Here is a 25,397-nt window from a genome sequence, read left to right on the forward strand (position 1 = left end):
TAGCGATGCAGAACAAATTAGAACTTTACAGGCGGGTGGTACCGCTTGCTGGCCTGGGAATTTTTGAGCGCGACCTGGAAAACAGTACGATCTATTGGAACCCGGTGATCCGTGAGATGCTGGAAGTGCCTGACGATTTCTCGCCTGTTTTGGAAGAATCGATCAGCTTTTACAGCGACCCGCAGGCTATCCGCAATCTGATCGACCAGGCTATAGCTTCCGGTCTGCCTGAAACAGCGGAGCTGGAGCTGTTCACCGCAAAAAATAACCACAAATGGATAAAGATCAGGATCCAGGCGGATTGCGAAAACGGGCGCTGCCTCCGGCTCTACGGGACGATGGAAGACATCACGGACCATGTAAGCCTGAAGAATAAGCTGGAGGAACGGGAAAAACGGTTCACCAATGCCTTTGATCATGCACCGATCGGCATGGCATTGGTATCGCTCCGCGGCGAATGGATCAAAGTCAACCTGAGCCTTTGCCACTTGCTGGGTTATACCGAACAGGGTTTTTTAAAACGCACCTTTCAGGATTTTACCTATCCTGAGGACCTGGACAAAGACCTGAGCTTGTTAAAGCAGCTGGTTGAAGGCACCATACCCTCCTACAGCATGGAAAAGCGCTATTATCATGCTGACGGGCGGCTTATCTGGGCCTTGCTGAATGTTTCCCTCGTCCGGGACGAATCAGCAGTCCCGCTTTACTTTGTTTCCCAGATCAAAGACATCTCTGAACATAAACGGAATATGGAAACTATCCGCAGCCAGAACGAGCGGCTGCTCAATTTTGCGCATATTGTTTCCCATAACCTCCGCTCGCATACTGGTAACATCAGGATGCTGACCGACCTCATTGTGGAGGAACAGGATCAGGCCGAAAAAGACAGCCTGGTACAAATGCTCAATATGAATACCGGCAACCTGCTTGAAACACTGGATCATTTAAACGAGGTAGTTAAAGTACATGACAACGGGCAGATTGGCCGGAAAGCGCTGAAGCTGAGCGCTGAAGTAAAAAGGGTACTGGATATCCTTTCGGCCAGTATCCGGCAAAGCGGGGCACAGATCACTACGGATATCAGCGAAGAACTAACAGTTGATTTTAGCCCGGCTTACCTCGAAAGCATCCTGATCAACCTGATCGGCAACAGCCTCAAGTATAAACATCCCGACAGGTTGCCGGAAATACTGCTGCAGGCTGCGCAAACCGACGGCCATGTCATCCTGCAGATCAAAGACAACGGCCTGGGTATCGACCTCAGCCTCCACGGACACAAATTGTTCGGCATGTATAAAACTTTTCACAAACATCCCGATGCCAGGGGTATGGGGCTGTTCCTGGTCAAAAACGAGGTGGAGGCCATGGGCGGAAAGATCCGGGCAGAAAGTCAGCCCGGACAGGGAACTACATTTATTATTGAATTTAATTAATTACGCATGATGAAACTGGACATAGCATGCATGATTGACGACGACCAGATGTTCACCTACCTTCTCTCCCGGCAGATGAAACTGATCGATTTTTGTGAAACAGTGCTCATTTTCAATAATGGTGAAGAAGCACTGAAATACCTCCGGCCTATAATTGAGAGCCCGGAAACCCTGCCCTCGGTGATCCTGCTGGACATCAACATGCCCGTACTGGACGGTTGGCAGTTTTTAGATGAGTTCACCAAATTCAATATCCGGAAAAAGATTACCGTATATATTGTCAGTTCCTCGATCGACCAGGCCGATCACATCAAAGCCGGGGCTTATAAGCAGGTCTCCAATTTTTACGTCAAACCTATTACTAAAGAGCACCTGATCAGCATGCTGGATGAGATCAAAGGGAAATAATATCACCGCAGCCCTATCTTTAACAATTGTGCTAAACGGTTTTATAAATAAAAAATGGTATAAAGTGGCACTATCCCGACCTGTGGAGTATAGGGTTCCGGCGACTAACAGGAGATGAGCATACCGGAACAGATCAACCCGCCGCTGTCTATTTCATGCATTCCCGTTGTATCTCAAACAGAAATTCAAAAAGGTTAACCTCGGTCGGGATTTGAAGTTTCTTACGCAGGCGGTACCTGCTGATCTCCACTCCTCTTACCGATATGGCCATTAACTGCGCAATTTCCTTGCTCGACAGGTTCATGATCAGGTAAGCGCACAGTTTTAGCTCCTGTTGATTAATGGCCGGGTACCTGTCTTTGATCACGGTAAGGAAGTCGGCATGTACTTTATTGAAATGCATGCTGAATTGTTCCCATTCTTCGTTGATCTTTTTTTCTTCAGTAAGCAGGCGGAGCAGCTTCTTGATTTCAGCGGTTTCAACAACATCCCTGCCTGATTTATGCAGGCGCTGCAACTCCTCTTTCACCTTTAAAAGAAACTCTTTTTTTTGTACCAGGTTCATTGCCGACGATGCCAGTTCTGAGTTTTTGAATTCTATTTCGCTTTCCAGCTTTTCGTTTTTAAGCTTTACCACCTCTTTTTCCGATCGTTCAAGCTCAAGCTGGTGCAGGTACGCCATTTGGCGTTGCTCCTCCTCATTTTTTTGCTGCTGGGCAAGCAGTCGCTTTTCATGGTTGCGGATATGGCGTTTTTCCTGCAGTTGATAAAAATAATAGATCAGGTAAACAAATATCAACAGGTAAATCAGGTAAGCCCATATAGTTTGGTACCATGGCGGATTAATAACAAATGAGTAACTGGCTTCCGGCGAAATATTATCATGATGGTTGCGGGCCTTTACTTTAAAAGTGTAGCTGCCAGCCGACAGGTTGGTGTAATCCTTCTCGGTTTTCTTTGACCATTCCGACCATTCTTTATCAAAGCCAACCAAATAGTAGCTGTACTCTACGTTTGATTGTTCTTCAAATACCGGTGTCGAATATTCAAAATGCAATGAATTCCATAAATAGCTTAATGAAGGCATGCCCGCAGCCGGTTGCTTGTCATCGTCGTTTACATTACTGAAATAGCCGCCAAACAATAAGCTATCCGCACCGGCATTAGCTTTTACCTTGCGGATATAGGTTTTTAGCGGATGGATATTTTGTTTGTACCGGGCGTAATTAATATGATAAAAACCATTTTCACCACCTACAAAAATATTGCTTTCATTTACAGGGAATACGTTTTCAAACCCGCTCAGGATCCTTCGGCTTAACTCGGGTATGTAGATGAGCGATGGAGAATGAGTTGAGTAATCAGCAACACCTATATTTTTCTCCTGCACAAACCAGATATTGCCCTGCGGATCTTCTTTCAAGTACCTTAAGCCCAGCGTACCGAAAACACTTTTAAACTGTGCTGAAATATTAAACCTGTCTGTTTTTTTATTATACTCATAAATACCTTTTTGTGTGGCGATGACCACCTTGCCTTTTATCTTAAACACGAAATTATCGAGCGTTGAGGGCAATCCATCGGCCTGGGTGTACACTTTTAATTTAGGTGATTTCATGCTGAGTTTGTAAACACCCCGGTAAGGATGGGATGTCCACACGTTGTTATCCACATCTATCTCAACAAAACGCGCTGATTCATTATAACTATGGCCGATGCTGCCTTTGGCGGTTAACACGCTTCCATTATCCTCAAAAAGCTTTACGCCATTATAGTTTCCGGCCGCTATCAATGCCGAGTCGCCCGGTTTTACCGGTTTAAAGATCCAAAAGCCCGAGCTTTTATCAACGGGCAGCATTTTCCCATCCTGAATCCGGTAAAAGCCGTCATCATTGCCCGAAAGCAATTTATTATTCACTACCGATAAATTCCATGACAGGGTTTGCGACAGCACCCTGAAGTTATTAGGCGTATAGCTTAGGTCGCCCATGTTTTTTGCAGGCAGTTCGTATACCCCGTTTGATAAGGCAAAGTACAGGTTATTGTTAAACAGGGCCATGGAAAAGCCACCGCCATCTTTAAAAGCCAATGGGTTGATATGCTTTACCGCGTTGTTATAAGCAATGAAATCAATCCCGTTATCAAGTCCCAGCCACACATTACGGTTATTATCCATAAACATGCTCCGTACATTGCTGTTTTGCAAACCTTCTTTTTTGGAGATATTTTCAATCACATTGCCCTGCCGGTTTACCTGGTAAACACCGTTGGCATAGGTGCCTATTAAAAAGCTGCCATCGCCAAGTACTACCACTCCCGAAAAGTGTTCGTGGTTATCAATCCCAAAACCATTAATATTCCAGCTTTTAAGCCGGTTGCCACTCAGGATGTAAACACCATTTTTAGCGGTGGTAACCAGGCTCGAGTCTTTATTAATAGCTGCTATCCCGGTAATAAAAAATCCTGTGGGCAGGTCTTTTTTATCAATAAACTTTTGCCAGCCGCCGTTTTTAAAGGTAACTACCCCCCTTTGCTCGTCGTGGGCTATCAATCGCTTTTGATATATGCCCAACGAAAGCCATGATGAGTATGGCGAATATGAATTTATTTTGCCGTTATAATACCGGAAGATCTTGTTTCTTGACCGGAAGAAAACAGCATCCTCATAACAGGCAATATCCCAGATATCTGAAAACTGCCTGTCGGCTTTTGGCAGCAGCGTTTTTAACGAAGTAAATTGAAGCAAGCCATTTTTACCTGGCGAAAAATACCCCATCTCATCCTGCCCGCCGGCATACAGTTTTTTATCCTTTCCAAATTCTATCGACCATACAATGGTTTTATTGGGCAAGGGATAAAGCTGCCAGTAAGCACCATCAAAAACCAATACGCCCTCGTTATTGGCAAAGTACATACGGCCCTGCGCATCCTGAATGATCTTCCAGTTTTGCGTGCCTGCATTGTATTGTTTTTTTTCATAATTAACCGTTTCCCGCTGGCCGATATAGGTCTGTGAATACGAGGATAGGTTACCTGCAAGCAGGAGTATTAAAAAAACAATAAATGAGCGCATATAGGTTTTGCGGGCGAAAGCCCAACATTTTATTAAATGTATTAAAGATGCGGCGAATATCAAGCATTGCAATAAAAATTTCAACCTGTGTAGTAGTGATGTAGTCCGAAATTTCACTATGGGTTAATCCGGATATACATTTGATGCCATAAACCTAATGCCCCGGCATTATTATTTAACCAAAAGTATAAACCTGTAAATGAGTTATTTAAACTTATGTACACCTCGCTTTGTCATTGTGCAGGCCTGTAATTGCTTTGCGGCAATTGCAAATGAGGTGCTTCCGCGATTTCCACCCTGAATGGTGAACCAATTTTCAATACACTGCCCCGATGCAGTGTGTGATGAGCGCATGCACGGCTTCTCATCCATCAAAAAAACCAAAATAGTATCAACCTAAAATTAAACTTTATGCAAAAAAAACTTACGTTTTGTATAGCCCTCGCACTGCTCTTTTGCTTTGTTAACAGGGCTTATTCACAAACACTTCGCGTAACCGGCAGGGTTACCGAAAAGAAAACCGGCGAACCTTTGCCCGGAGCCACCGTAGCCATTAAGGGCACAACCAATGGCACGGTTACCGATATAAACGGAAAATACGTGCTGCAAATATCACAGGGCGGTGCAACTTTAGTAGTATCCTTTATTGGTATGAATAAAATTGAGCAGCAGGTAAGCCAAGCCGGTGAAGTAAACTTTGCACTGGAAGATAATGCCGCCAATACCCTTAACGAGGTGGTTGTAGTGGGCTACGGCACCCAAAAAGTAACCAATATATCAGGCGCTATATCTGTCGTTAAGGCTTCGGATATTAAAAAGCTTACCCCTTTACGTGCCGAAGAAGCTTTGCAAGGCCAGGCATCAGGCGTAACGGTGATCCAAAGCGGCTCGCCGGGTTCAAAACCTACTGTGCAGGTGCGCGGCATTCCGTCATTTTCAGGCAATGATCCAACGGTGATCGTGGATGGCTCCGTGCAAACATTGACCGATTTTAATGCTATCAATCCCTCGGATATCGAATCGATAAACGTACTGAAAGATGCTGCTACTACGGCTATATACGGTTTAAAGGGCGGTAATGGTGTTATTGTGGTGACCACCAAATCGGGCAGAAGAAATCAGAAAACAGAGATCTCCATCAACAGCAACTATGGCATCCAAAGCGTGCAGCGCAAAATAGGTGTATTAAATGCTACCGAATATGGTGCTATTATTAACGAAGGCAGTGTAACTTCGGGTGGCCCGGTCATCTTCCCCGATCTTTCCATACTTGGCGTGGGCACCGACTGGCAGGATCAGATCTTCCATACCGCGCCTATGCAAACGCATAACATATCGGCCAGCGGCGGCAGTGATAAAATGCAGTATTTCGTGTCGGGAGGCTATCAAAGCCAAGGTGGTATAGTAGGCGGTTATGATAAGTCGAGGTTTAACAGGGGGAATTTTACAGCGAACCTGTCATTTGATCTTACCTCAAAAATTAAATTCCTTGTAAACGCTACCGATGTGATCCTTACAGGCAAATCGGTACAGGAAAACTCCTTTAACAGTATTTTGGGCAGCGCATTAAACTTTGACCCAACCGTACCGGTTTTAAACAACGATCCCAACAGCGTTGGCAAATATGGTTATAGTAACCTCATTTTATCAGAGGTGTTCAACCCGCTTACCAAACTTGATAATACTTATAATAAAAACACTGGTAATAAGCTTTATGGCAAGTTTGAATTGCAGTACGATGTGATCAAAGGCCTTAAACTGAACACCAGGTTTGGCTATACCAAGTACGATGACAATTCAAAAAACTTTACCCCGCTGGTTTTTTATGGCCCGCTTAACGTTAATAACACCATGAATGCCGATGGCAGCACGGTCACCGGTTCGCACAGCAGCGTATCGCAAACTAAAAACAGCAATTTCAACTACACCTGGGAGTCATTTGCCAACTATAGCTTCAACATTCAAAAAGACCACCATTTTGAAACTGTGGTTGGTTTTTCAATGGCCAAAACCACCGGTAACGGCATGAACGCCACCCGGCAGGATGTACCTTTCAACTCCTGGGAGTTTGCCGATTTTTCGGCCGCTACAGGCAATAACACTGCCGATAATCTGAACGCCTTAACAGGTTCATACTATCAGTATTTTAAACGGAACCTCTCCTATTTCGGTCGCGCCAATTACGATTATAAAGGTAAATACCTGGCTTCGTTCTCAGCCCGTCGTGATGGTTCATCGGCTTTTGGTAAGGATAATAAATTTGCCAATTTCTACGCCGGTTCATTGGGCTGGGTAGTAAGCAGTGAAGACTTTTTTAAAGTTCCTTTTATTGATTATTTAAAAATCAGGGGTAGTTATGGCTCAACCGGTAACGAAAACGTGAACCCGGTATATGTTTCCATAGTAACCGGCGGGCCTGATTATGGACCAACTGCCAACAGTAACGGTTATAACTTTGGCAATATCTTTTATCCGGGCTCAACAGTAGGTTCAGCGGCAAACAACAGCCTGGCCTGGGAAAAGCAACTGCAAAGCAACGCAGGTTTTGATGCTACCTTCTTTAAAGGTAAACTTTCCCTCTCTGCCGATTATTTTGAGAAACGGGTAAGCGGCTTACTGTTCACACCTTCAATTTCCCTGTATTTAGGTACTATACCTCCGCCAACGGCTAATATCGGTTCAACCAAAACCAATGGTGTCGATATCACGCTTGGCTATAATGAAACCATAAACAAGGACCTTAAATTAAGCAACAACTTTACATTTACTACAAGCAAAAACATTGTTACCGCCACCAACACCGATGGTACGGCAAAGGTAACCGGCGGCAGCTACTTCAACGGTCAGTCGCAAACAGTTACCGTGTTTGAAAAAGGTCATACCCCGGGCTATTTCTACGGCTATAAAACTGATGGCCTGTTCCAGAACGCTGCCGAAATAGCTGCTGCACCAACCCAGGACGGCGCACAGCCAGGCGATATCCGCTATGTGGACATTAACCACGATGGCAAGATCACCGCTGCCGATCAAACACAGATAGGGAACCCATTCCCTAAATTTACTTTAGGCTGGAACCTGAGTGTATCCTACAAAAGCTTTGACTTTAGCGCCTTTACCTATGCTTCAATAGGCAATGATGTTTACCGGGCTTATGAACGTAACCAAAACTACACCAACAAGTTCCGCAATGTACTGGCACGTTGGACAGGTCCGGGATCAACCAATGATGCCAGGGACCCAAGGTATTCATTTAATGATCCAAACAGCAACATCCGCGTATCCGACAGGTATGTTGAAAATGGCAGCTTTGTAAAAGTAAAAAACCTGCAGCTGGGTTATACGCTCCCAACATCATTTGCACGTGGTGTATTTAAGAGCATCAGGGTTTACGGGCAGGTTAAAAACGCTTTCACTATTACCAAATACACCGGCTTTGATCCTGAAATAGCAGGCGATGTACTTGATACCGGTATTGACCGCGGCGCTTATCCGCAGGCAAGAATGTACAGCTTTGGCCTTGATATTAAGTTATAACCATTAACAGATACTAAAATGAAGAAGATATACATACCGATAGTGAGCATGGTACTGTTGATGACCATGAACACCTCATGTAAAAAATTTGTAGACTATAACCCGCATGAAGATTTTAAGGTTACCGACCAGGATTACCTTAAAACCGAAACCGATTACCGCACCATGGTGATCAGCGCGTACACTCCCTTGCAATGGCTAAACCAGATGGTGCCCGTTGGGGATATTGCCTCGGACAACTCGGTAGCCGGCGGAGAGGCAGCATCTGACGTGCTTTCCTTACAGCAAATTGATGATTATACATTAACCCCGGTTAACTCAACACTTACCGATCTGTGGCAGGTATCCTACGAGGGTATAAACCGGACTAATTACCTTACACAATATAAAGACAAGAACCCGGCCGGTACACAAGTTACCTTTGCAGGCAAGGATGCCCTTTACGGCGAGGTTAGCTTTTTACGCGCCTACTACTATTTTTCGCTGGTAAGGATGTTTGGCGATGTGCCCTTATTTACCGATAAAAGATTAGAAGTAAGCGATTCCAAAACACTCAAACGCAACCCTAAGGCCGATGTTTATAAACAAATAGAGGCGGACCTTAACAGCGCTATCGCGGTGCTGCCAGCCTCGCAGGATCAAAAAGGCAGGATCACCAAATATGCCGCACAGGCTATGTTAGGTAAAGTATACCTGTACGAAAACAAGTTTGATGAGGCCAAAACTGTACTTGAAAGCGTGATAAGCTCAGGTGCATATACCCTGGTGCCAGATTTTGCTTCGATGTTTCTTGCAGCAGGTGAGAATGGGCCCGAGTCGGTTTTTGAAATTCAGTACAGTAACAACTCACCGTATTATAACTGGGGTGGCGTAACACGCGGCCAGGGTAATTATTCGGTACAACAATGCGGTATCCGCGGGTTGAATGGCTCGGCCGATATGCCCTACGCGGCCGGATGGAGCACTAACCTGCCAACGCAAAACCTGGCAGCGGCTTATTCAACAGGCGATAAGCGCAAAGCGATCACCACTTTTGATATTGAAGCTTATAAAACGGCCAACCCGTCATTTAATATTACTTACCAGGTTGCGCCCTACAAAAACACCGGTTTGTATAATGGCAAATACCTGCCCCGCAAAGGCGAAACATCCGGCCAGGTGGAGTTGAACTACCTCAACAATTTCAGGACTTTACGCTACGCAGAGGTTTTATTGATGGCTGCCGAAGCCGAGAACAGGGCCGGCTCTCCAAATGATACCAAAGCACAAGGATACCTGAACCAGGTGCGTGCCCGTGCTTTTGGCGATGCTAATCATAACATCACAGCAACAGGAGCAGCGCTTAAACAGGCTATCTGGGATGAAAGAAGGCTGGAGCTGGCTATGGAAGGCGACCGCTTTTTCGACCTGGTACGTACCGGACAGGCTGCTACTAAGATCACAGGGTTTAAAACTGGTAAAAATGAAGTATTCCCGGTGCCGCAGCAGGAAGTGGATATTTCAGGGTTAACGCAAAATCCGGGATACTAATCATTAACCATTAACGAAAAAGATCATGAAATCAACGAAATATATTTTAGGTATTTCCCTTTTGCTTGCCCTGGCGGCCGGTTGTAAAAAGGAAGAATTTACCGATACTTCATTTGTTAAAAACACTGCCGAACCCGGAAAGTTATCTGTATTATTTGACATAACGCATGATAATACCGGCCTGGTAACTATCACTCCTAACGGCGAGGGCGTAACATCGTATGATATTTATTATGGCGATGGCGGTGATACTTTTGTAAAGGTAGCAGCTGGTAAAAATGTTCAGCATAAGTATGCCGAGGGTAACTACACGGTGAAAATTGTAGGTCATAACCTTACAGGTAAAACCACAACTGCCACCCAGGCATTAACAGTAGCTTTCAGGGCACCGGAAAATTTAAAAGTTACACTAACTACTAACGGCCTTAACGTCAACGTATCTGCAACTGCCGATTATGAAACCTTGTTTAAAGTAGCTTACGGCGATTCAACTGCCACCAATCCGGTGCCATCCCAATCATTTCTGGAAGGCCAAACCGTAACACATGCTTATGCAGGTGCAGGCAGTTATACCTTAACGGTAACAGCTTTGAGCGGCGGCGCCGAAACAACGGTATTTACGCAGGCGGTTAAAGTAGGTAAACAGATAGACCTGCCGGTTACGTTTGATGACCCTAACTATGATTATACTTTGAGCGATTTTGGCAATAACCAATCGTCGTTAGCTGCTGATCCGGCCAATGCTGCTAACAAAGTAATGAAAACCCTTAAACCAAATGGTGCCGAAGTTTGGGCTGGTACGACGCTTGGTACTGCATCAGGCTTTGCAACCAAAATTCCGCTTACGGCTGCCTATGCTAAAATGAGCGTAAGGGTTTACTCACCTGCTGCCGGCCTGGATATCAAACTGAAAGTGGAAGATCATGCCAATGGTAATCACGCGGTTGAAACCGATGTAAAAACCACCGTAGCTAATAAATGGGAAACCTTGGTATTTGACTTTACCCAACAGGCTGCAGGCACACCGGCGCTTGACCCAACGTTTACTTATGACAAGGCCTCTATCTTCTTTGATTTTGGCAACCCTGGCAGCGGCAAGGTATTTTATGCGGATGACTTTAAACTGGTTGCAGTACCTCCTGTGTTAAAGCAGATCAACCTACCGGTAACTTTTGATGCAACTGATGTTAACTACACTGTAACTGATTTTGGTAACAACCAAACAGCTGATGGTGTTGACCCAACCAATGCTGCCAATAAGGTAAAAATAACCACCAAACCAAACGGTGCCGAAACATGGGCAGGTACAACTATTGGTACGCCAATCGGCTTTTCGGCCAAAGTACCGCTTACTGCCACTTCAACCAAAATGAGTGTAAGGATATATTCACCAGCCGTGGGGATCGATATCAAGCTGAAACTTGAAGATCATAACAACGGAGCTAAATCTGTTGAAACTGATGTGCTGACCACCAAGGCCAATGCATGGGAAACGCTGACTTTTGATTTCACCAAAAATTCATCAGGAACCCCGGCGCTCGACCTGTCAACCAATTACGATAAAGCTTCGCTCTTCTTCGATTTTAACGTTGCAGGAAATGGTAAGAAGTTTTACTGGGACGATGTGATGTTCATAGCGCCCGATCCTTCATCAAGCGTTTTAGGCTTGCCGCTTACGTTCGAGTCATCAACTGTAACTTATGCATTTACCGACTTTGCAGGTGGCGCGGTATCGATAATCAACAACCCTCATGTTACAGGTATTAATACCAGCAGCAAGGTTGGACAGATGATCAAATACGCAGGCGAAACTTACGGCGGCAGCTTTATAACGCTGGATAACCCGATAGATTTTTCGACAAAGAAAACCTTTAAAATGAAGGTGTATTCACCACGTGTGGGTGCCAAGGTATTATTAAAAGTGGAAAACCTGACCGATGGCAATACCAACTATCAGCAGGAAGTAGCCACCACAACAGCTAATGCGTGGGAAGAGCTCACCTTTGATTACAGCGCCATCAATACTGCAAAATCATACCAAAAAGTGGTACTGATATTTGATAATGGTACGCAGGGCGATGGATCTGCCAATTATACTTTCCTGTTTGATGATATCACACTTAATTAATAACAGATCATGAAAATCAACATAAAAGCAATAGCGATAATTATCATAGTGGCTGTTATTGGTTATACCAGCTGTAAAAAGCCCCAATACACGTTTGGCCCGCTGAATACCCCTACCGACCTGACGCTCAATGCGGCCATCGACGGTAAAAACGATGCCAACCCTGCCGGTGGTGGTACCGGTAAAGTGACCATAACAACCACAGCCAATAAGGCCATTAGTTACAAGATAGATTTTGGCGATGGCAATACACAGGTTGTACCATCGGGAACTATTACTTACAAGTACAGTAACCCCGGTACGTTTGATTATACCATCACCGTAAATGCTATAGGTACAGGTGGCACCACATCAACTATCAGCAAAAAAATAACTGTGTTTGTAGCTTTTGATATCCCTGCCGATATCATTCAGAATTTAACCAATGGTGCATCACAAACATGGGTTACCGACAGGCTTACTCCAGGGCATGTAGGTGTTGGCCCTGCCGATGGTTTCACCCCATCGTATTATGCCGCCGCTCCTAATGAACGTGCTGAGTGTTTATATGATGATGAAATCACCTTTACTAAAAATGCCAACAATACCATAAGCATGAGCATCAATAATAAAGGCCAATCATTCTTTATTGCAGCATCAACCGCGTTTTATGGCAAAGCAGGCGGCGATAATTGTTATGATATTGATGTATCAGGCACGCGCAACTTAACCTTTATGGATGCCACTTCGGCTTCAACACCGGCCAATTCAACCAGGATCCAGTTTGTGGTGCCCGGTAACGGTCTGATCAATTTTGGCACGGGCGGCAATACTTACGAGATTTTGTCACTTACATCAACCCAGATCTTTTTACGCAACATAGGTATCGACGGGCTTGCCTGGTATCAAAAACTAAAAGTTAAACAATAACCATATGAAAAATTTACGCATATCCCTATTCATAATGCTGGTATCGTTTCTTTTTGCCGCCTGCGGCAAAAAGAACGAAGGCCTTGGTTCGGTGGGCACCCCGCCTACCGGGCTCGATCTTAAAGCTGTTGTAAGTACCAATGGCAGCGGCAGCGTAGCTTTTACTGCAACAGCTACCAACGCAGTGAGCTATGAGTTTGATTTTGGCAACGGCAATTTCCAAAACTCAACAAACGGCACGGTCACTTATAAATACCCTGCCGAAGGAACTTTTACCGCCAAGGTTACCGCTAAAAGTAGCAGCGGACATACAGCTTCAAAATCGCTACCGGTAACCATATCATTTGCAACCGGGGGCACGACACCTACCTGGTCGGAAGAGTTTAATACCGATGGCGCACCAAACCCATCGGTATGGGGTTATGACCTCGGCGCCGGCGGCTGGGGCAATAACGAGCTGGAGTATTATACCGACAGGCCAACAAACGTTATCGTATCAGGCGGAACATTGAAGATTAACCTGAAAAAAGAAGATTATATGGGCAGCGCCTACACCTCGGCAAGGCTAAAGTCTGATCAAAAGTTTGCCTTTAAGTATGGCAGGCTTGAAATTAAGGCTAAGCTACCTGCCGGTGGCGGTACCTGGCCTGCTATATGGATGCTGGGCAGCAATTACGCTACTTCGCCATGGCCGGCTTGCGGCGAGATCGATATCATGGAGCATGTGGGTAACCAGCTCAACAAGATCTTCGGCACGCTGCATTACCCGGGCCATTCGGGTGCTAACGGAAATGGTGCTAACACAACCATTCCAACCGCTACTACTGATTTTCACGTGTACGCTGTTGATTGGTCGGCCACATCTATTAAGATCTCTGTTGATGGTACGGTATTTCAAACGGTTGCTAATGACGCCAGCTTGCCATTTAACCAAAACTTTTTCATTATCCTGAATGTGGCCATGGGCGGCAATTTTGGCGGTGCAGTTGATCCGGCTGTTACCGGTGGCACTATGGAAATTGACTATATCAGGTTGTATCAATAAATTAATTACCGGGGTGGTTTTCATCAAATAACCGCCCCGGTTAAAATCAATTTTATTTATGAATTTTAAGAAACACAGGTACAACGGGGTAATTTGGCTGGCATGCGGCATCGTATTATTATCGGCCTGCTCGTCAACAAAAAAAACGGCAGCAAGCAATATAAAAGGCAAGGTTGTTTTTTTTGACGACTTTAACAGGGATCAAATCGACCGTTCCAAATGGAATTTCGAGATCACCGGTATGCATTTTAACGATGAGCTGCAAGCCTACGTTGATACACCGTCTACAGCCTTTATTGTGCATGGCGCAAATGCCGAAGGAGCCAACGGAGGCGCACTGGAAATAAGACCGAAGTCGGCACCGGGTTTTGTTACAAAGGACGGGCAGCACTTTGATTTCATTTCGAGCAGACTAACCACTCAAAACAAATTTCAGTTCACATACGGCACTGCCGAAGCCAGGATCAAGCTTACCGATGGAGCTGGTTTATGGCCTGCCTGGTGGCTGTTAGGTACCGGCGAATGGCCGAAAACCGGCGAAACCGATATTATGGAATACATTGGCGAAAAAGACTGGGTGAGCGCTGCTGTGCATGGCCCCGGTTACAGCGGTGAAACCCCTTTTGTGAACCGGCAATACTTTGATGCCGATAAAGATGTAACTCACTGGCATACCTATGCAGTGGATTGGACGCCCGATGAGCTCGACTTTAAATATGATGGTAAGCTCATGTTCCGTGTAACCAAAACAATGGCTCAGCATTATGGCAAATGGGCTTTTGATAACCAGCAATATCTCATCCTCAATTTTGCGTTGGGCGGCGGTTACCCGGTAAAGATAAACGGCGTTAAACAACCTTACGGCTTACCGCAATCATCTGTAGAATTGGTAAAGAGCGGCCAGGTAAAAATGCTGGTTGACTGGGTGCGGGTTACCCAAAGATAACTACCCCTTGATTAATAGAAATGCCGCCGGTGAACAATTCCGGTGGCTTTCTTTTTTGGCCAACGGCTTTCCTTAATGTGCCTAAGTTTTATCATTACATAAAAAACAAATGAGAATGTGCCTATCAAAGTCGGTCCTACAACCATGGAAATCCAGGATAATGCTAAGATATTATCATAACTCAGCAAAAGTAAAACGACTGATAAATCGCTCATGTTGACTGAAACCGCTCAATTGCAGGTTAAGCAAATTGACCTCTTTGATACCCTTTAGTTCCGTTTTTAAACTTATTTTAATCTTATCTATGTCCGCATCGACGGAAATTTCGAGGTATTGTGACAAAGTCAGTTCACTTAATGCTTCATACTGGATATAATTTGCAAAGTTGTGTGCAAGTCCTTTGAACCGTCCGGTGTATAATGCTAAATTGAAAAGCGGGGGCAAATAACTGTCATCCCCCTGGTTGTTTTTAATATAGAAACCTTCGTGTGCACGCATAACCTGGTAAATATTGACGAATCGTTTAATAACCCGCGGGTTATTTCCGAGTATCGGTGACATTTGCTGCATCAGGTATATTTCGCGGGCGGTTAGTACAAGATGGGGATCTGTTTCGGGTAAGGGGGTGTCTTCTGTTGGTTTCGCGGACAAGGAAACCGGTATCGATACGTTCCCTACGGGGGCTGGAATATCATCAGGATCAACCGGGATCGGTTCAGAAACACGTGCTCCTCCTACCAATCCTTGTATCATTGCTTTAATCTCGTTATCTTCAGCTGTTTTTAAATGAAAAGGCACCTGAAATATCTTTTCAAGATAATCTGAAGCTTCTATCTTTTCTATCATAACACCGTTATTGGTCATGACTGCGGCAGAAAACTGGAACGCATAACGTTTGAGCAGCGCATTCTTGACCCACCGTGGGTCTACACCCACGACAACGACGAACAATGGGAAAGTCATTAACAGGTTGACGGCTTCCAGCACTTCAACCACACGTTCTTCCGGACAACGGTCCAGATCGTCAATATAGAGAATGATCCGGTCGAGCGGGTATTCGAACTTGGATAGAAACTCCTCCCTTTTTTCATACTTATTATCCAAAAACAAACGGCTAAGGGTAAGAAAATCTTTCCTGATGACCGAAATGATCCCAAGATGTTTACGGTAATCGTCGCTTTTGCATCGACGCTCTATAAAACTATATAGCGCTTCGGGTTCGAGGACATTTTTTTTTCGCAAAGCCAGCTCAGCAAGGATTTTTTCCTTCTGCTCCAATTGCCGGTCAAGTGTATTGATGTCTGCTTGTACCGTATGGATACTTAATTCAAGTTCCTTTTCTTTTTGCTGATGGACAAACAAGGCATTTTCGACTGTTTTGTCGTAGTCCGTTTTAATTTTCCAGAATGCGGCTACAACCGGTTGCCATTCGCGGTAGACCGTCAAAAAACGTTTCCACCCGGGGAGCAGGATGGCTAAAGATGCAGCAATGATCTGCAGTGAGGGAAGCGATAGGTCGTAGTTTTTAAGCCAGCCTGCTAAGTTTTTTGTTAAATATGGGATCAGCAATATCGCTGATAACAGGAGTGCCAGAAAAAGCAAATTCCAGCCAATCCGCTTCCGATCGAAGAATACTTTTATAAATGTCCATATCGAACGTGCTTGTTCATAAGCTTTACCCGGGTGATCAAGGTAAACTGGAGGTATAACTGTCTCAATATCTTTTCGGGTTGTCTGGATAGATTTGTTATCGTCAATAGCTTCTTTTATTTGCTTGCTGATCTCAAATTGCTTATCTGCAGATGCTAAAACATTATCCAGGCTTTTTTTTCCAACTTCTCTCAATTGCTTTTCAAGATCAGCTTCCAGATCATCCCTTTGCTGCTGTAATTTATCTTTCTGTTGTTGAACCTGTTGCTTCTTTTCTGAAATGGCTCCCATCTCCTCGTTAACGATTCCCATTTCTTCATTGAGGATATTCAGAGCATCTTCTTCATCCTGGTCACTTAATGTGCTTCCTCCTATAAACTGCCGCAGTTGATCAAAAATAGTGCTGACAATACTTGCCCAAAGATTTGCGTCAAGGTAAGACCAGGAATTAAAATAGATCTGCACAATACCTTTACAGTAAAAGTCCTGCCCGGAACGGCCCAAATAATGAACCTGATCACGCAGGCGGCTCATGAAAAAACTTTTGCCGCTCCCCCATTTGCCAAACAAGCCAATAGCCAAAGGAGGGCTAAAATTGTTGGACGCGATGATTTTTGCAAATGCAGTGACATCCTTATTGATACCCAGGTAATCATCACTGCTGACTGTGTCGCTGGTAAGTTTCGCAATAAGGGAAACGGGGGAGCCTCCTGTTTCCGGAGTTTTCGATTTAAAATCTCTAAGAAAGGGAATTAAAATGACTTCCCAGCCGGGTATAGTTGCGAGGATGGTTCTGGCTGTGTCCTGACCTGTTACTATAAAATCCCCCGTATCACTAATCGTAAGCCGGACACTTTTGTTAACATCTTTGATCAACCACTCCACCCCCACCAATCTTCCATCCAGGTTGTTATTTTTCACTACGCCAACTCCCCTGATCTGCAACCGTCTCGATTTTTCATTACGCACAGGTGAGGTTAAAAAAACAACAGATGCGCTTGCCACAGATTGTAATTCTTCAACAAGCTCCCCAATGTTTGCCTCCCAAATACCGGCCTGAAAAAAACTTTCGGTATAATCAGCGCCGTTCCAAACGGACTGTGCTAAATAAAAGCTATTGTTCCGGAAAAAATCGCTCTCATCATCTTCGGGCCGATCAATATTTGTTAAAACAGCCTGGCTTGACACTGCGCTACCGGTGACAGAATATTGCGTTTCGTTTGGGGATATACCTGCCTTTTTAACCGGGGACATGGTGCCCCCTTCACTATCAATCAGGGTATGATAAACCTTCTCGTCCTGAATATAGACCAGTAAATTACAATTGGGCGCTGCATTAGCAGTAAATTCCTGGGCTAACAATTGATATACTTTGAGATGATCCAATCCTCCGGCCCCTGTACCAAGCAGTGGGGTGGCCACATCAGCTACACGAGGATATTTTTGCGTAAATTCTGCGATTTGCCGCCCGAGAGAGCGTATAGCTTCATAGTCTCCAAGAGAACTGGTATCGACAGTGGTAGCCTCCAGCAAATAAAATGTCGGTGATTGATTGTTGCTACGGCCTTTGTTAGGATATTCGTTGAGTGTAAGTACTCCCAGCTTTGAAGCAGGTGAATTACTGCTCCGGTCAATGTCGAAGTATTTCAACAACCCGTCGGCGAAGTCGGCGCCGAATGAACCAACGGTGGACCTGGGCACGACGATCGCATCAGCATACGTACTGAAAAGATTATCATGGATTAGCGTGATTTTTCCGGGCATCTTATTTCACAGCTTAGGTTTCAGAATATTAATTTAGAATTTATTGATATTCAATACAATACCAATAAAACATAAAGATATCAATCTATTTCTGATTCCGCATAATCAACCATTATTAAAAAAATACCGGTACCTCCAGCCCGCAGAAGCTAATGATCTCATCCAGGATCGCCTCCCAGCTCTTGCCGGGGTTAATATTGTTGATCCCGTTGCCGATCAGTAAAGCATAATCTTTCATAATAATGGCTTAGACGATAAAGATACTGGATTGATGGTAAAATACGCTATTTTTAGAACTGTGTTAATGAATATCCCTGATGTTTGAAACCATGGCCTGTCAATATCATAAATCCTCGGCACATCCGAAAAACATACTTTTTGATGCACTTTTTTGAAATAGAAAACACCGCTTTTACCGTTATTGGCTACCCCATCAGTTATGTTGAATTAATAGGTACCTTATTCGGTTTAATATCTGTTTATTTTGCATCAAGGGCTAACATTTTAACCTGGAGCACCGGTATTGTGAACGAGATATTTCTTTTTATTTTATTCTTCCAGGTACATCTTTATGCCGACATGTTTCTGCAGGTCTACTTTCTTGTGGTCACCATTTATGGCTGGTATAACTGGAATACTACAACAGTTGAGAATAATATTATGGTTATCAACTTGAAAGCGCGATGGCTAACAGCTGCCATTATTATATTGGGTTCGCTGCTAAGCGGCTTTTTAATAAAAAACATTCACTTATATCTGCCAACCTATTTCAGAACGGCGGCGGCTTATCCTTTTACCGATTCGTTTGTGATGGTTTTAAGTATTATTGCCACGGTTTTATTGGCCAAAAAGAAGATCGAAAACTGGTATTTGTGGATATTGGTAGATGCGGTTTGTGTGATATTGTATTTTAAAAAACAGGTTTATTTTCTGTCGTTTGAATATTTACTGTTTCTTGGCCTGGCATCATACGGATTATATAACTGGAAAAAACAACTGACCAATGGTTAAGGCATTTGTTTTTGGGAAGTTTTTGCCTTTTCATAAAGGTCACGAAGCGATGATCAGCTTCGCATTAACCAACTGCGATTTTTTATCTGTATTGGTTTGTTGCGACAACGAAGAAAACATACCCGGCGCATTAAGGAAAAACTGGATCGAAGCTACTTTTGCCTGCCAGGAAAACATAGAAGTAAAAACATTCTATTATGACAACAGGATATTACCAAACACTTCCCAAACGTCTTTAAATGTTTCGCAGATCTGGTCTGCCGAGTTTAAGAAGCTTTACCCGGATTACAACCTGCTTATTACCTCCGAGCCTTATGGTGAACTTGTTGCAGGGTTCATGAAGATCAGGCATATCGCTTTTGATCCGGATAAAAGCCGCTTTCCTGTTTCAGCTTCAGTCATCAGGAATAATCTTTTTTCAAACTGGCATTACCTGCCTGCCGCGGTTAAACCCTATTTCGCAGTTAAGGTAGTGATTCTCGGAACTGAATCTACCGGGAAAACAACACTGACCAAACAACTTGCCGCATACTATAACAGCAGTTTTGTATTAGAGGCAGGCAGGGATCTAATCCCTGATTCAACCGATTTTACTTTTAACGATCTTATACTGGTTGCTAATGAACATGCTGAAAGAATAGACAGGGCCATTTTGGGCGATAGCGCCCTGGTAATTATTGACACCAATATTCATATTACCCAATCATACGCCAAATTTGTTTTTAACCGCGAGTTGGAGGTTAATGACCATATTTACAGCACAAACAAGGCCGATTTATACCTTTATCTAAATAATGACGCCCCTTATTACCAGGATGGCACCCGGCTAAATAAAACCGACAGAGATTTACTTGACCAGTCTCACCGGGGTGTTTTGGCTGATCATCAAATTAATTTTGTGGAAATATCAGGAAGCTGGCAAAACAGGTTTGAGCAGGCCATTTCGGAAATATCCAAACTCATTGCAAATAAATCAACACGATGAGCTGATATAGCTTGCATAGCCGGAAAGAAAGCTTTGCCAGTTAATAAAATATTCATTTAAGATAAGCTGCCATTATACTTTATGCGTTGACCCCCTCAATATCAATTCTGGATGAATGATTACCTTGCTCAGGTCCTTTAACCTTACTTTGTTCTCCAGTTTGTCCAGCAGGATCTTGAATAACTGCTTGGCCATTTCATCCAGGGGTTGCGCAACTGCGCTGATGGACGGATTATAAATATTGAAAACATCATGGTCGTCAAAAGCGATAACAGCAATATCCGAAGGGATATTCAGCCCTGCTTCATTGATAGCCTTTATACCGCTGAGTGCAAGATAATTGGTGGCAAAGATAACAGCATCAAGATCAGGATTGTCTTTTATAAACTGAACGGATTGCTTTACCATGGTTTCCATATTATTTTCAAAAGGGACTTTCAGGATCAGCGGTTTTAGTTTGTGTTTCTTGAGCGCGGCTAAATAACCGTCGCGCCGCTCCAGCATTTGTGTCTGATCTGAATTCAGGGTTACCAAAGCAATTCTTTTTGATGAGCTGCCTACCAAAAATTCAACCGCCTCGTAGGTGCCGTTGTAATTATCAAGTCCAACATAATCAGTCGGTATGCCGGGCAGGTAACGGTCAAAAAGCACTACAGGTAAGCCATCGTTAAGCAGTGCCTGGATTTCCGGCTCTATACCCGCCGGCGGGGTTATAATATAACCATCTACATGCCGCGCACGCAACAAACTGATCAGTTCGCGGGCTTTCTCCGGGTCGTTCTCGGTGCTGCAGTAAATAATCTTATAACCATTTTTATAGGCTAAAGCTTCAAGATGAAAGGCGATATGCGAAAAAAAGTAATCTGATATTTTTTCAACCAGCAGGCAAATCATTTTGGTTTTGCCTGTACTCAGGCTCTTGGCAAGCTGGTTAGGCCTGTAGCCCTTCTCTTCCACAAACTTTAACACACGTTCCGTCAGTTCTTCACTGATCCGTTTTTCTTTTGCCTTTCCGTTCAATATAAAGGAAACTGTCGACTTGGCAACATGGAGCTCATTGGCAATATCATTAATAGATAGTTTTTTACTCATTTAGGTTGTAATAATTAGGTTGAATTTAAAACTAATCAAAGCGTTTTTCAAATGTAATGCTTTTGATTTGCAAAACCGGTTTTATTGTTTATTATTGCAACTGAAGATAACGAGCGGTATTTTTTGTCCATCAGCCTAAAGATTTTCAATTATAAACCAGGTATCAGCTACAGAAAAACTAAGCATTTTGATCACCATACAGCAGATATATCATGCCTTGATCCTATCAATCGATTATCGGGCCATTATTTTCTGCAAAACCGGTTTGCTAATTTACAACATCATAACCAAATAAAGATATAAGTTTTAACCATGCAGACCGAACAAGCATCCCCATATATTTTAACTGCCGACATTGGCGGCTCGCACCTTACCGCCGGCCTATGCAACACCGAAACAACCTCGATAATCTCCGATAGTATAATAAGTGTTGAGGTCATGAGTAAAGGCACCGCGAACGAAATATTGACCGCATGGACGAATGCGCTACAGGCCGTTATAAAAAACAGCAATCACCCCATAGATAGCTTAGCTATAGCCATGCCCGGTCCCTTTGATTATGATAAAGGCATATCGTACATCAAAGGACTGGATAAGTATGAAGCCATCTTCGGCATGGATATCAAAAAACAGTTTGCTGACGCACTTGGTATGGATCTGCAAAGGGTTAGGTTCAGGAATGATGCCGAATGCGCCATAGCTGGCGAGGTATTAGCGGGCGCGGGCAAACCATATGATAAAGTAATAGGCATCACGCTTGGAACAGGCTTTGGATCAGCTTTTTCAATTAACAAGATCACTACAGACCTTAACCTGGGCAGCGACCCGTATAACGATAGTATTGCTGACGATTATTTTTCAACCCGCTGGTTTGTAAAGCGATATGCGGAATTAACGGGACAGGCACTAACAGGAGGTGTAAAAGAATTAGCTGCACTGGCCCCCCAAAATAATCATGCCCAACAAGTATTCAGCGAATTTGCTGATCAGCTTACCGGATTTCTTTCAGCAGCCATCGGGAAATTGCAGCCTGACGCGTTGCTCATTTGCGGAAATATTGCCAAAGCTTCAGATTTCTTTTTACCACGACTGCAAAAGAACTTAGCTCCGCTCAAAATCGAACTTGCCCAATTGGGAGAGCAAAGCGCATTGATAGGCGCAGCGGCTGCTTTTACAGATCATAATAGCCTCACCTGATCCAGTAACCAAATACAACCAAAATAACATGCAAAAAGCTGCTTTTATCGAGAAGAAATACATCGTGAATTTCATTTTCGTTACCTCTTTATTTTTAATGTGGGGCGTACTACATGCCATGAGCGATGTACTGAATAAATATTTTCAAGGCGCACTCAATGTTTCCAAATCACAATCGGGCCTCATTCAGCTCTCGGTATTTGGCGCTTACTTCATTATGAGCATTCCGGCCGGATACTTTTTGAAAAAATTCGGATATAAACCCGGAGTTTTATTGGGCCTGGCCTTGTTTGCTACCGGAATCTTTATGTTTGTACCGGCAGCAAATGCCGCCTCCTTCAGCTTTTTCAGGATCGCTTTATTTGTAATGGGTTGCGGCATGGCCACACTCGAAACCGTAGCCCACCCCTTCTCGGCTGCTTTAGGCGACCAACGCACCAGCGATCTGCGGGTGAATTTTTCTCAAATGTTTAATGCTATTGGTGCTATAAGCGGTCCGCTTATCGCATCTTTTTTTCTGTTTGGCACCGAAGGTACAAACTCTACTGATCTTTCCTCAGTCAAATCCCTTTACATAGGTATCGGAGTTGTGATTATCCTTCTGTTCATCGCGTTTCTTTTCCTCAGGGTACTACCGCTGGATGACCCTCACTCCGTTACAAAAGCTGACGACCCGGAGGCTGTAAATATAGATTTAGCGCCTTCAAAAAAACTATACCAGCATAAGCATTTTGTATGGGCGGTGGCTGCACAATTTTTCAATGTGGCAGCGCAGGGAGGCACCTGGGCATTTTTCATCAATTATGGCCACGAAGTAATGGGTTTCAGTAACCAAACTGCCAGTAATTACATGAGCGTTTTCATGCTAATGATGGCTCTTGGACGCGTTGTGGGCACTTTTTTGATGAAATTTATCGCACCTAATAAATTGCTGGCCGCTTTTGCCATGGGCAGCATCATCATGTGTCTTATAGTTGCACAAGGCTGGGGCTGGACTTCATACATCGCCCTGATGATGATTAACTTTTTCTTCAGTATTATGTTCCCTACCATATTCAGTCTCGGTTTAAAAAATCTTGGCGGCAATACACAACAAGGCTCTTCCTTTATATCAATGGGCGTTGTTGGTGGGGCATTTTTCCCCTTACTCATGGGGCAGATAGCTAATCATGATGTTGCCAAAGCCTATTATCTGCCTATTATCTGCTATGTGGTGATCTTTTTGTTCGGGTACAGGTTTTTTAAAGTTAAGCATTAAACCCATCCCAATCGTACCACCGCTGCCCTCATTGTAAAATTCTTGCTGTATGCTGATAAGTTCTTGATAATTAATTTGCAAAACCGGTTTTATTGTTTAATATTGTCAAACCAATAAAACCGGTTTTGCAAATTGAACCAACCGGCAATTATCCAATTATCAAACCTATAATACAGCCTGATGAATAAAGGTATAACCACATTAGCGGCAGTTTTAACCTGTCTGTTTTTCTTTAATTTTTCGTTTGCGCAAACAAACGCGCAAAACACATTACCCAAATGGGCATTTGGTGGCTTTCAAAGGCCTGCTCACATTAATCCCATTATTTCTCCCCTGGCCGGCTCACGGTTTTTAGACCCTATGTCAAACAAACAGGTTGGCTGGGAAGCCTTTTACACCTTTAATCCCGCTGCAACTGTAAAAAATGGCAAGGTAGTGGTTTTATACCGCTCTGAAGATATGACCGGCGACTCGATAGGTACCCGTACGTCACGAATCGGTTATGCCGAAAGTACCGACGGGCTTAATTTTAAAAGAAGCGGAAAACCTGTAGTTTACCCCGGTAACGACAGTCAAAAAGAATTTGAATGGCCGGGCGGATGTGAAGACCCCAGGGTTGCTGTAACCGAAAACGGAACGTATGTAATGTTTTACACCCAATGGAACCGGAAAGTGCCGCGCCTCGGCGTTGCTACTTCTAAAGACCTGGTAACCTGGGTTAAACACGGCCCCATTTTCAGGAAATTTTATAACGGCAAATTTGCCAATATCCCTAATAAATCCGCGTCTATTGTAACCCGGCTTAAAGGCAACCGTATTGTTATAGCCAAGGTTAATGGCAAATACTGGATGTATTGGGGCGAATTGCATGTATTTGCTGCTACCTCAACCAATCTCGTTGACTGGAAACCTTTAACAGATGGCAAAGGCGAACTGAAATGGCTGATCTCTCCGCGTAAAAATTATTTTGACAGCGATCTTACCGAATGTGGTCCTCCTGCGCTGATCACTAAAAACGGGATCATTTTATTCTATAACGGTAAAAACCATCCCGGCGATGGTGGTGACAAACGCTTTAACGGTAACTCCTACTGCGCCGGCCAGGTATTATTTTCGCTAAAAGACCCAACTAAAGCCATCGGCAGACTCAGCGTGCCTTTTTTACGGCCAATGGAACCATTTGAAAAAAGCGGTCAATATGTAAACGGGACTGTTTTTATTGAAGGGCTAACGTACTTTAAAGACAAGTGGTTTTTATACTACGGCTGTGCCGACTCCAAGGTTGGGGTAGCCGTTTTTGACCCTCATAAGCCCGCACCGCCTGATCCGGTGCCTGTGTTATAAACCTGAAGCACAATTTTTTTAACAACCTGCTGATCACCCGAAATTTTGGTGATAGTGGATCGTTTTTGTCCAAAAAAAGAGGACATCAGG

Annotated in this window: 17 protein-coding genes; 13 read left to right on the forward strand and 4 right to left on the reverse strand. The window is 44.0% G+C overall.

What is annotated here, in order from left to right; all coding sequences use genetic code 11:
* The first annotated feature begins 5 nt into the window (after window positions 1–5).
* The gene (locus ACFFGT_RS28565) at window positions 6–1,433 is read left to right on the forward strand and encodes a sensor histidine kinase (protein ID WP_377025931.1); all 1,428 of its coding nucleotides are present in this window, start codon (window positions 6–8) and stop codon (window positions 1,431–1,433) included.
* A gap of 6 nt (window positions 1,434–1,439) precedes the next feature.
* The gene (locus ACFFGT_RS28570) at window positions 1,440–1,841 is read left to right on the forward strand and encodes a response regulator (RefSeq protein WP_377025932.1); all 402 of its coding nucleotides are present in this window, start codon (window positions 1,440–1,442) and stop codon (window positions 1,839–1,841) included.
* Window positions 1,842–1,989: 148 nt separating this feature from the next.
* Here the strand turns inward: ACFFGT_RS28570 and ACFFGT_RS28575 are convergent, their stop codons facing one another.
* Complete coding sequence (locus ACFFGT_RS28575) at window positions 1,990–4,914, reverse strand: ligand-binding sensor domain-containing protein (protein ID WP_377025933.1); 2,925 nt, start codon at window positions 4,912–4,914, stop codon at window positions 1,990–1,992.
* A gap of 411 nt (window positions 4,915–5,325) precedes the next feature.
* Between ACFFGT_RS28575 and ACFFGT_RS28580 the strand changes: the two genes are divergently transcribed.
* Genes ACFFGT_RS28580 through ACFFGT_RS28605 form a run of 6 tightly spaced genes read left to right on the forward strand, consistent with a single transcriptional unit; the run spans window position 5,326 to window position 15,006 of the window.
* Window positions 5,326–8,448, forward strand: coding sequence for a SusC/RagA family TonB-linked outer membrane protein (locus ACFFGT_RS28580; RefSeq protein WP_377025934.1), 3,123 nt, complete (start codon window positions 5,326–5,328; stop codon window positions 8,446–8,448).
* 18 nt (window positions 8,449–8,466) lie between these two features.
* The gene (locus ACFFGT_RS28585; protein WP_377025935.1) at window positions 8,467–9,978 is read left to right on the forward strand and encodes a RagB/SusD family nutrient uptake outer membrane protein; all 1,512 of its coding nucleotides are present in this window, start codon (window positions 8,467–8,469) and stop codon (window positions 9,976–9,978) included.
* Between the two features lie 25 nt (window positions 9,979–10,003).
* Window positions 10,004–12,106 carry a hypothetical protein gene (locus ACFFGT_RS28590; RefSeq protein ID WP_377025936.1) on the forward strand — a complete coding sequence of 701 codons (2,103 nt, stop codon included), beginning with the start codon at window positions 10,004–10,006 and terminating at the stop codon, window positions 12,104–12,106.
* Window positions 12,107–12,115: 9 nt separating this feature from the next.
* A complete protein-coding gene (locus tag ACFFGT_RS28595; RefSeq protein WP_377025937.1) occupies window positions 12,116–13,015 on the forward strand; it encodes a PKD domain-containing protein in 900 nt (299 codons plus the stop codon).
* A gap of 4 nt (window positions 13,016–13,019) precedes the next feature.
* Window positions 13,020–14,060: a family 16 glycosylhydrolase gene (locus ACFFGT_RS28600; protein WP_377025938.1), complete on the forward strand. Its 1,041-nt coding sequence runs from the start codon at window positions 13,020–13,022 to the stop codon at window positions 14,058–14,060.
* Between the two features lie 58 nt (window positions 14,061–14,118).
* Window positions 14,119–15,006, forward strand: coding sequence for a glycoside hydrolase family 16 protein (locus tag ACFFGT_RS28605; protein ID WP_377025939.1), 888 nt, complete (start codon window positions 14,119–14,121; stop codon window positions 15,004–15,006).
* A 174-nt stretch (window positions 15,007–15,180) separates the two neighbouring features.
* On the opposite strand, the gene ACFFGT_RS28610 is transcribed toward ACFFGT_RS28605, so the two are convergent.
* Both ACFFGT_RS28610 and ACFFGT_RS28615 read right to left on the reverse strand, forming a co-directional pair.
* Entirely contained in the window at window positions 15,181–18,420 is a 3,240-nt protein-coding gene (locus ACFFGT_RS28610) for a P-loop NTPase fold protein (RefSeq protein WP_377025940.1), read from the reverse strand.
* 115 nt (window positions 18,421–18,535) lie between these two features.
* A complete protein-coding gene (locus ACFFGT_RS28615) occupies window positions 18,536–18,658 on the reverse strand; it encodes a hypothetical protein (protein WP_377025941.1) in 123 nt (40 codons plus the stop codon).
* A gap of 143 nt (window positions 18,659–18,801) precedes the next feature.
* Here ACFFGT_RS28615 and pnuC point away from each other — a divergent pair, with 143 nt between their 5' ends.
* On the forward strand, window positions 18,802–19,431 hold the full coding sequence (gene pnuC, locus ACFFGT_RS28620; RefSeq protein WP_377025942.1) for a nicotinamide riboside transporter PnuC: 630 nt from the start codon (window positions 18,802–18,804) through the stop codon (window positions 19,429–19,431).
* On the forward strand, window positions 19,424–20,416 hold the full coding sequence (locus ACFFGT_RS28625) for an AAA family ATPase (protein WP_377025943.1): 993 nt from the start codon (window positions 19,424–19,426) through the stop codon (window positions 20,414–20,416). The genes pnuC and ACFFGT_RS28625 overlap by 8 nt, the downstream gene beginning before the upstream one ends.
* A 72-nt stretch (window positions 20,417–20,488) precedes the next feature.
* Here the strand turns inward: ACFFGT_RS28625 and ACFFGT_RS28630 are convergent, their stop codons facing one another.
* A complete protein-coding gene (locus ACFFGT_RS28630; RefSeq protein ID WP_377025944.1) occupies window positions 20,489–21,508 on the reverse strand; it encodes a LacI family DNA-binding transcriptional regulator in 1,020 nt (339 codons plus the stop codon).
* A gap of 312 nt (window positions 21,509–21,820) precedes the next feature.
* Here ACFFGT_RS28630 and ACFFGT_RS28635 point away from each other — a divergent pair, with 312 nt between their 5' ends.
* The 3 genes from ACFFGT_RS28635 (at window position 21,821) to ACFFGT_RS28645 (ending at window position 25,307) form a co-directional block, all read left to right on the forward strand.
* Window positions 21,821–22,705 (forward strand): ROK family protein, encoded by an 885-nt coding sequence (locus tag ACFFGT_RS28635; RefSeq protein WP_377025945.1) that lies wholly within the window; start codon window positions 21,821–21,823, stop codon window positions 22,703–22,705.
* Window positions 22,706–22,733: 28 nt separating this feature from the next.
* A complete protein-coding gene (gene fucP, locus ACFFGT_RS28640) occupies window positions 22,734–23,963 on the forward strand; it encodes an L-fucose:H+ symporter permease (protein ID WP_377025946.1) in 1,230 nt (409 codons plus the stop codon).
* A 180-nt stretch (window positions 23,964–24,143) separates the two neighbouring features.
* Complete coding sequence (locus ACFFGT_RS28645) at window positions 24,144–25,307, forward strand: beta-1,2-mannosidase (protein WP_377025947.1); 1,164 nt, start codon at window positions 24,144–24,146, stop codon at window positions 25,305–25,307.
* The last annotated feature ends 90 nt before the right edge of the window (window positions 25,308–25,397 follow it).

The organism is Mucilaginibacter angelicae, assembly GCF_042434235.1.
GTDB lineage: Bacteria > Bacteroidota > Bacteroidia > Sphingobacteriales > Sphingobacteriaceae > Mucilaginibacter > Mucilaginibacter angelicae.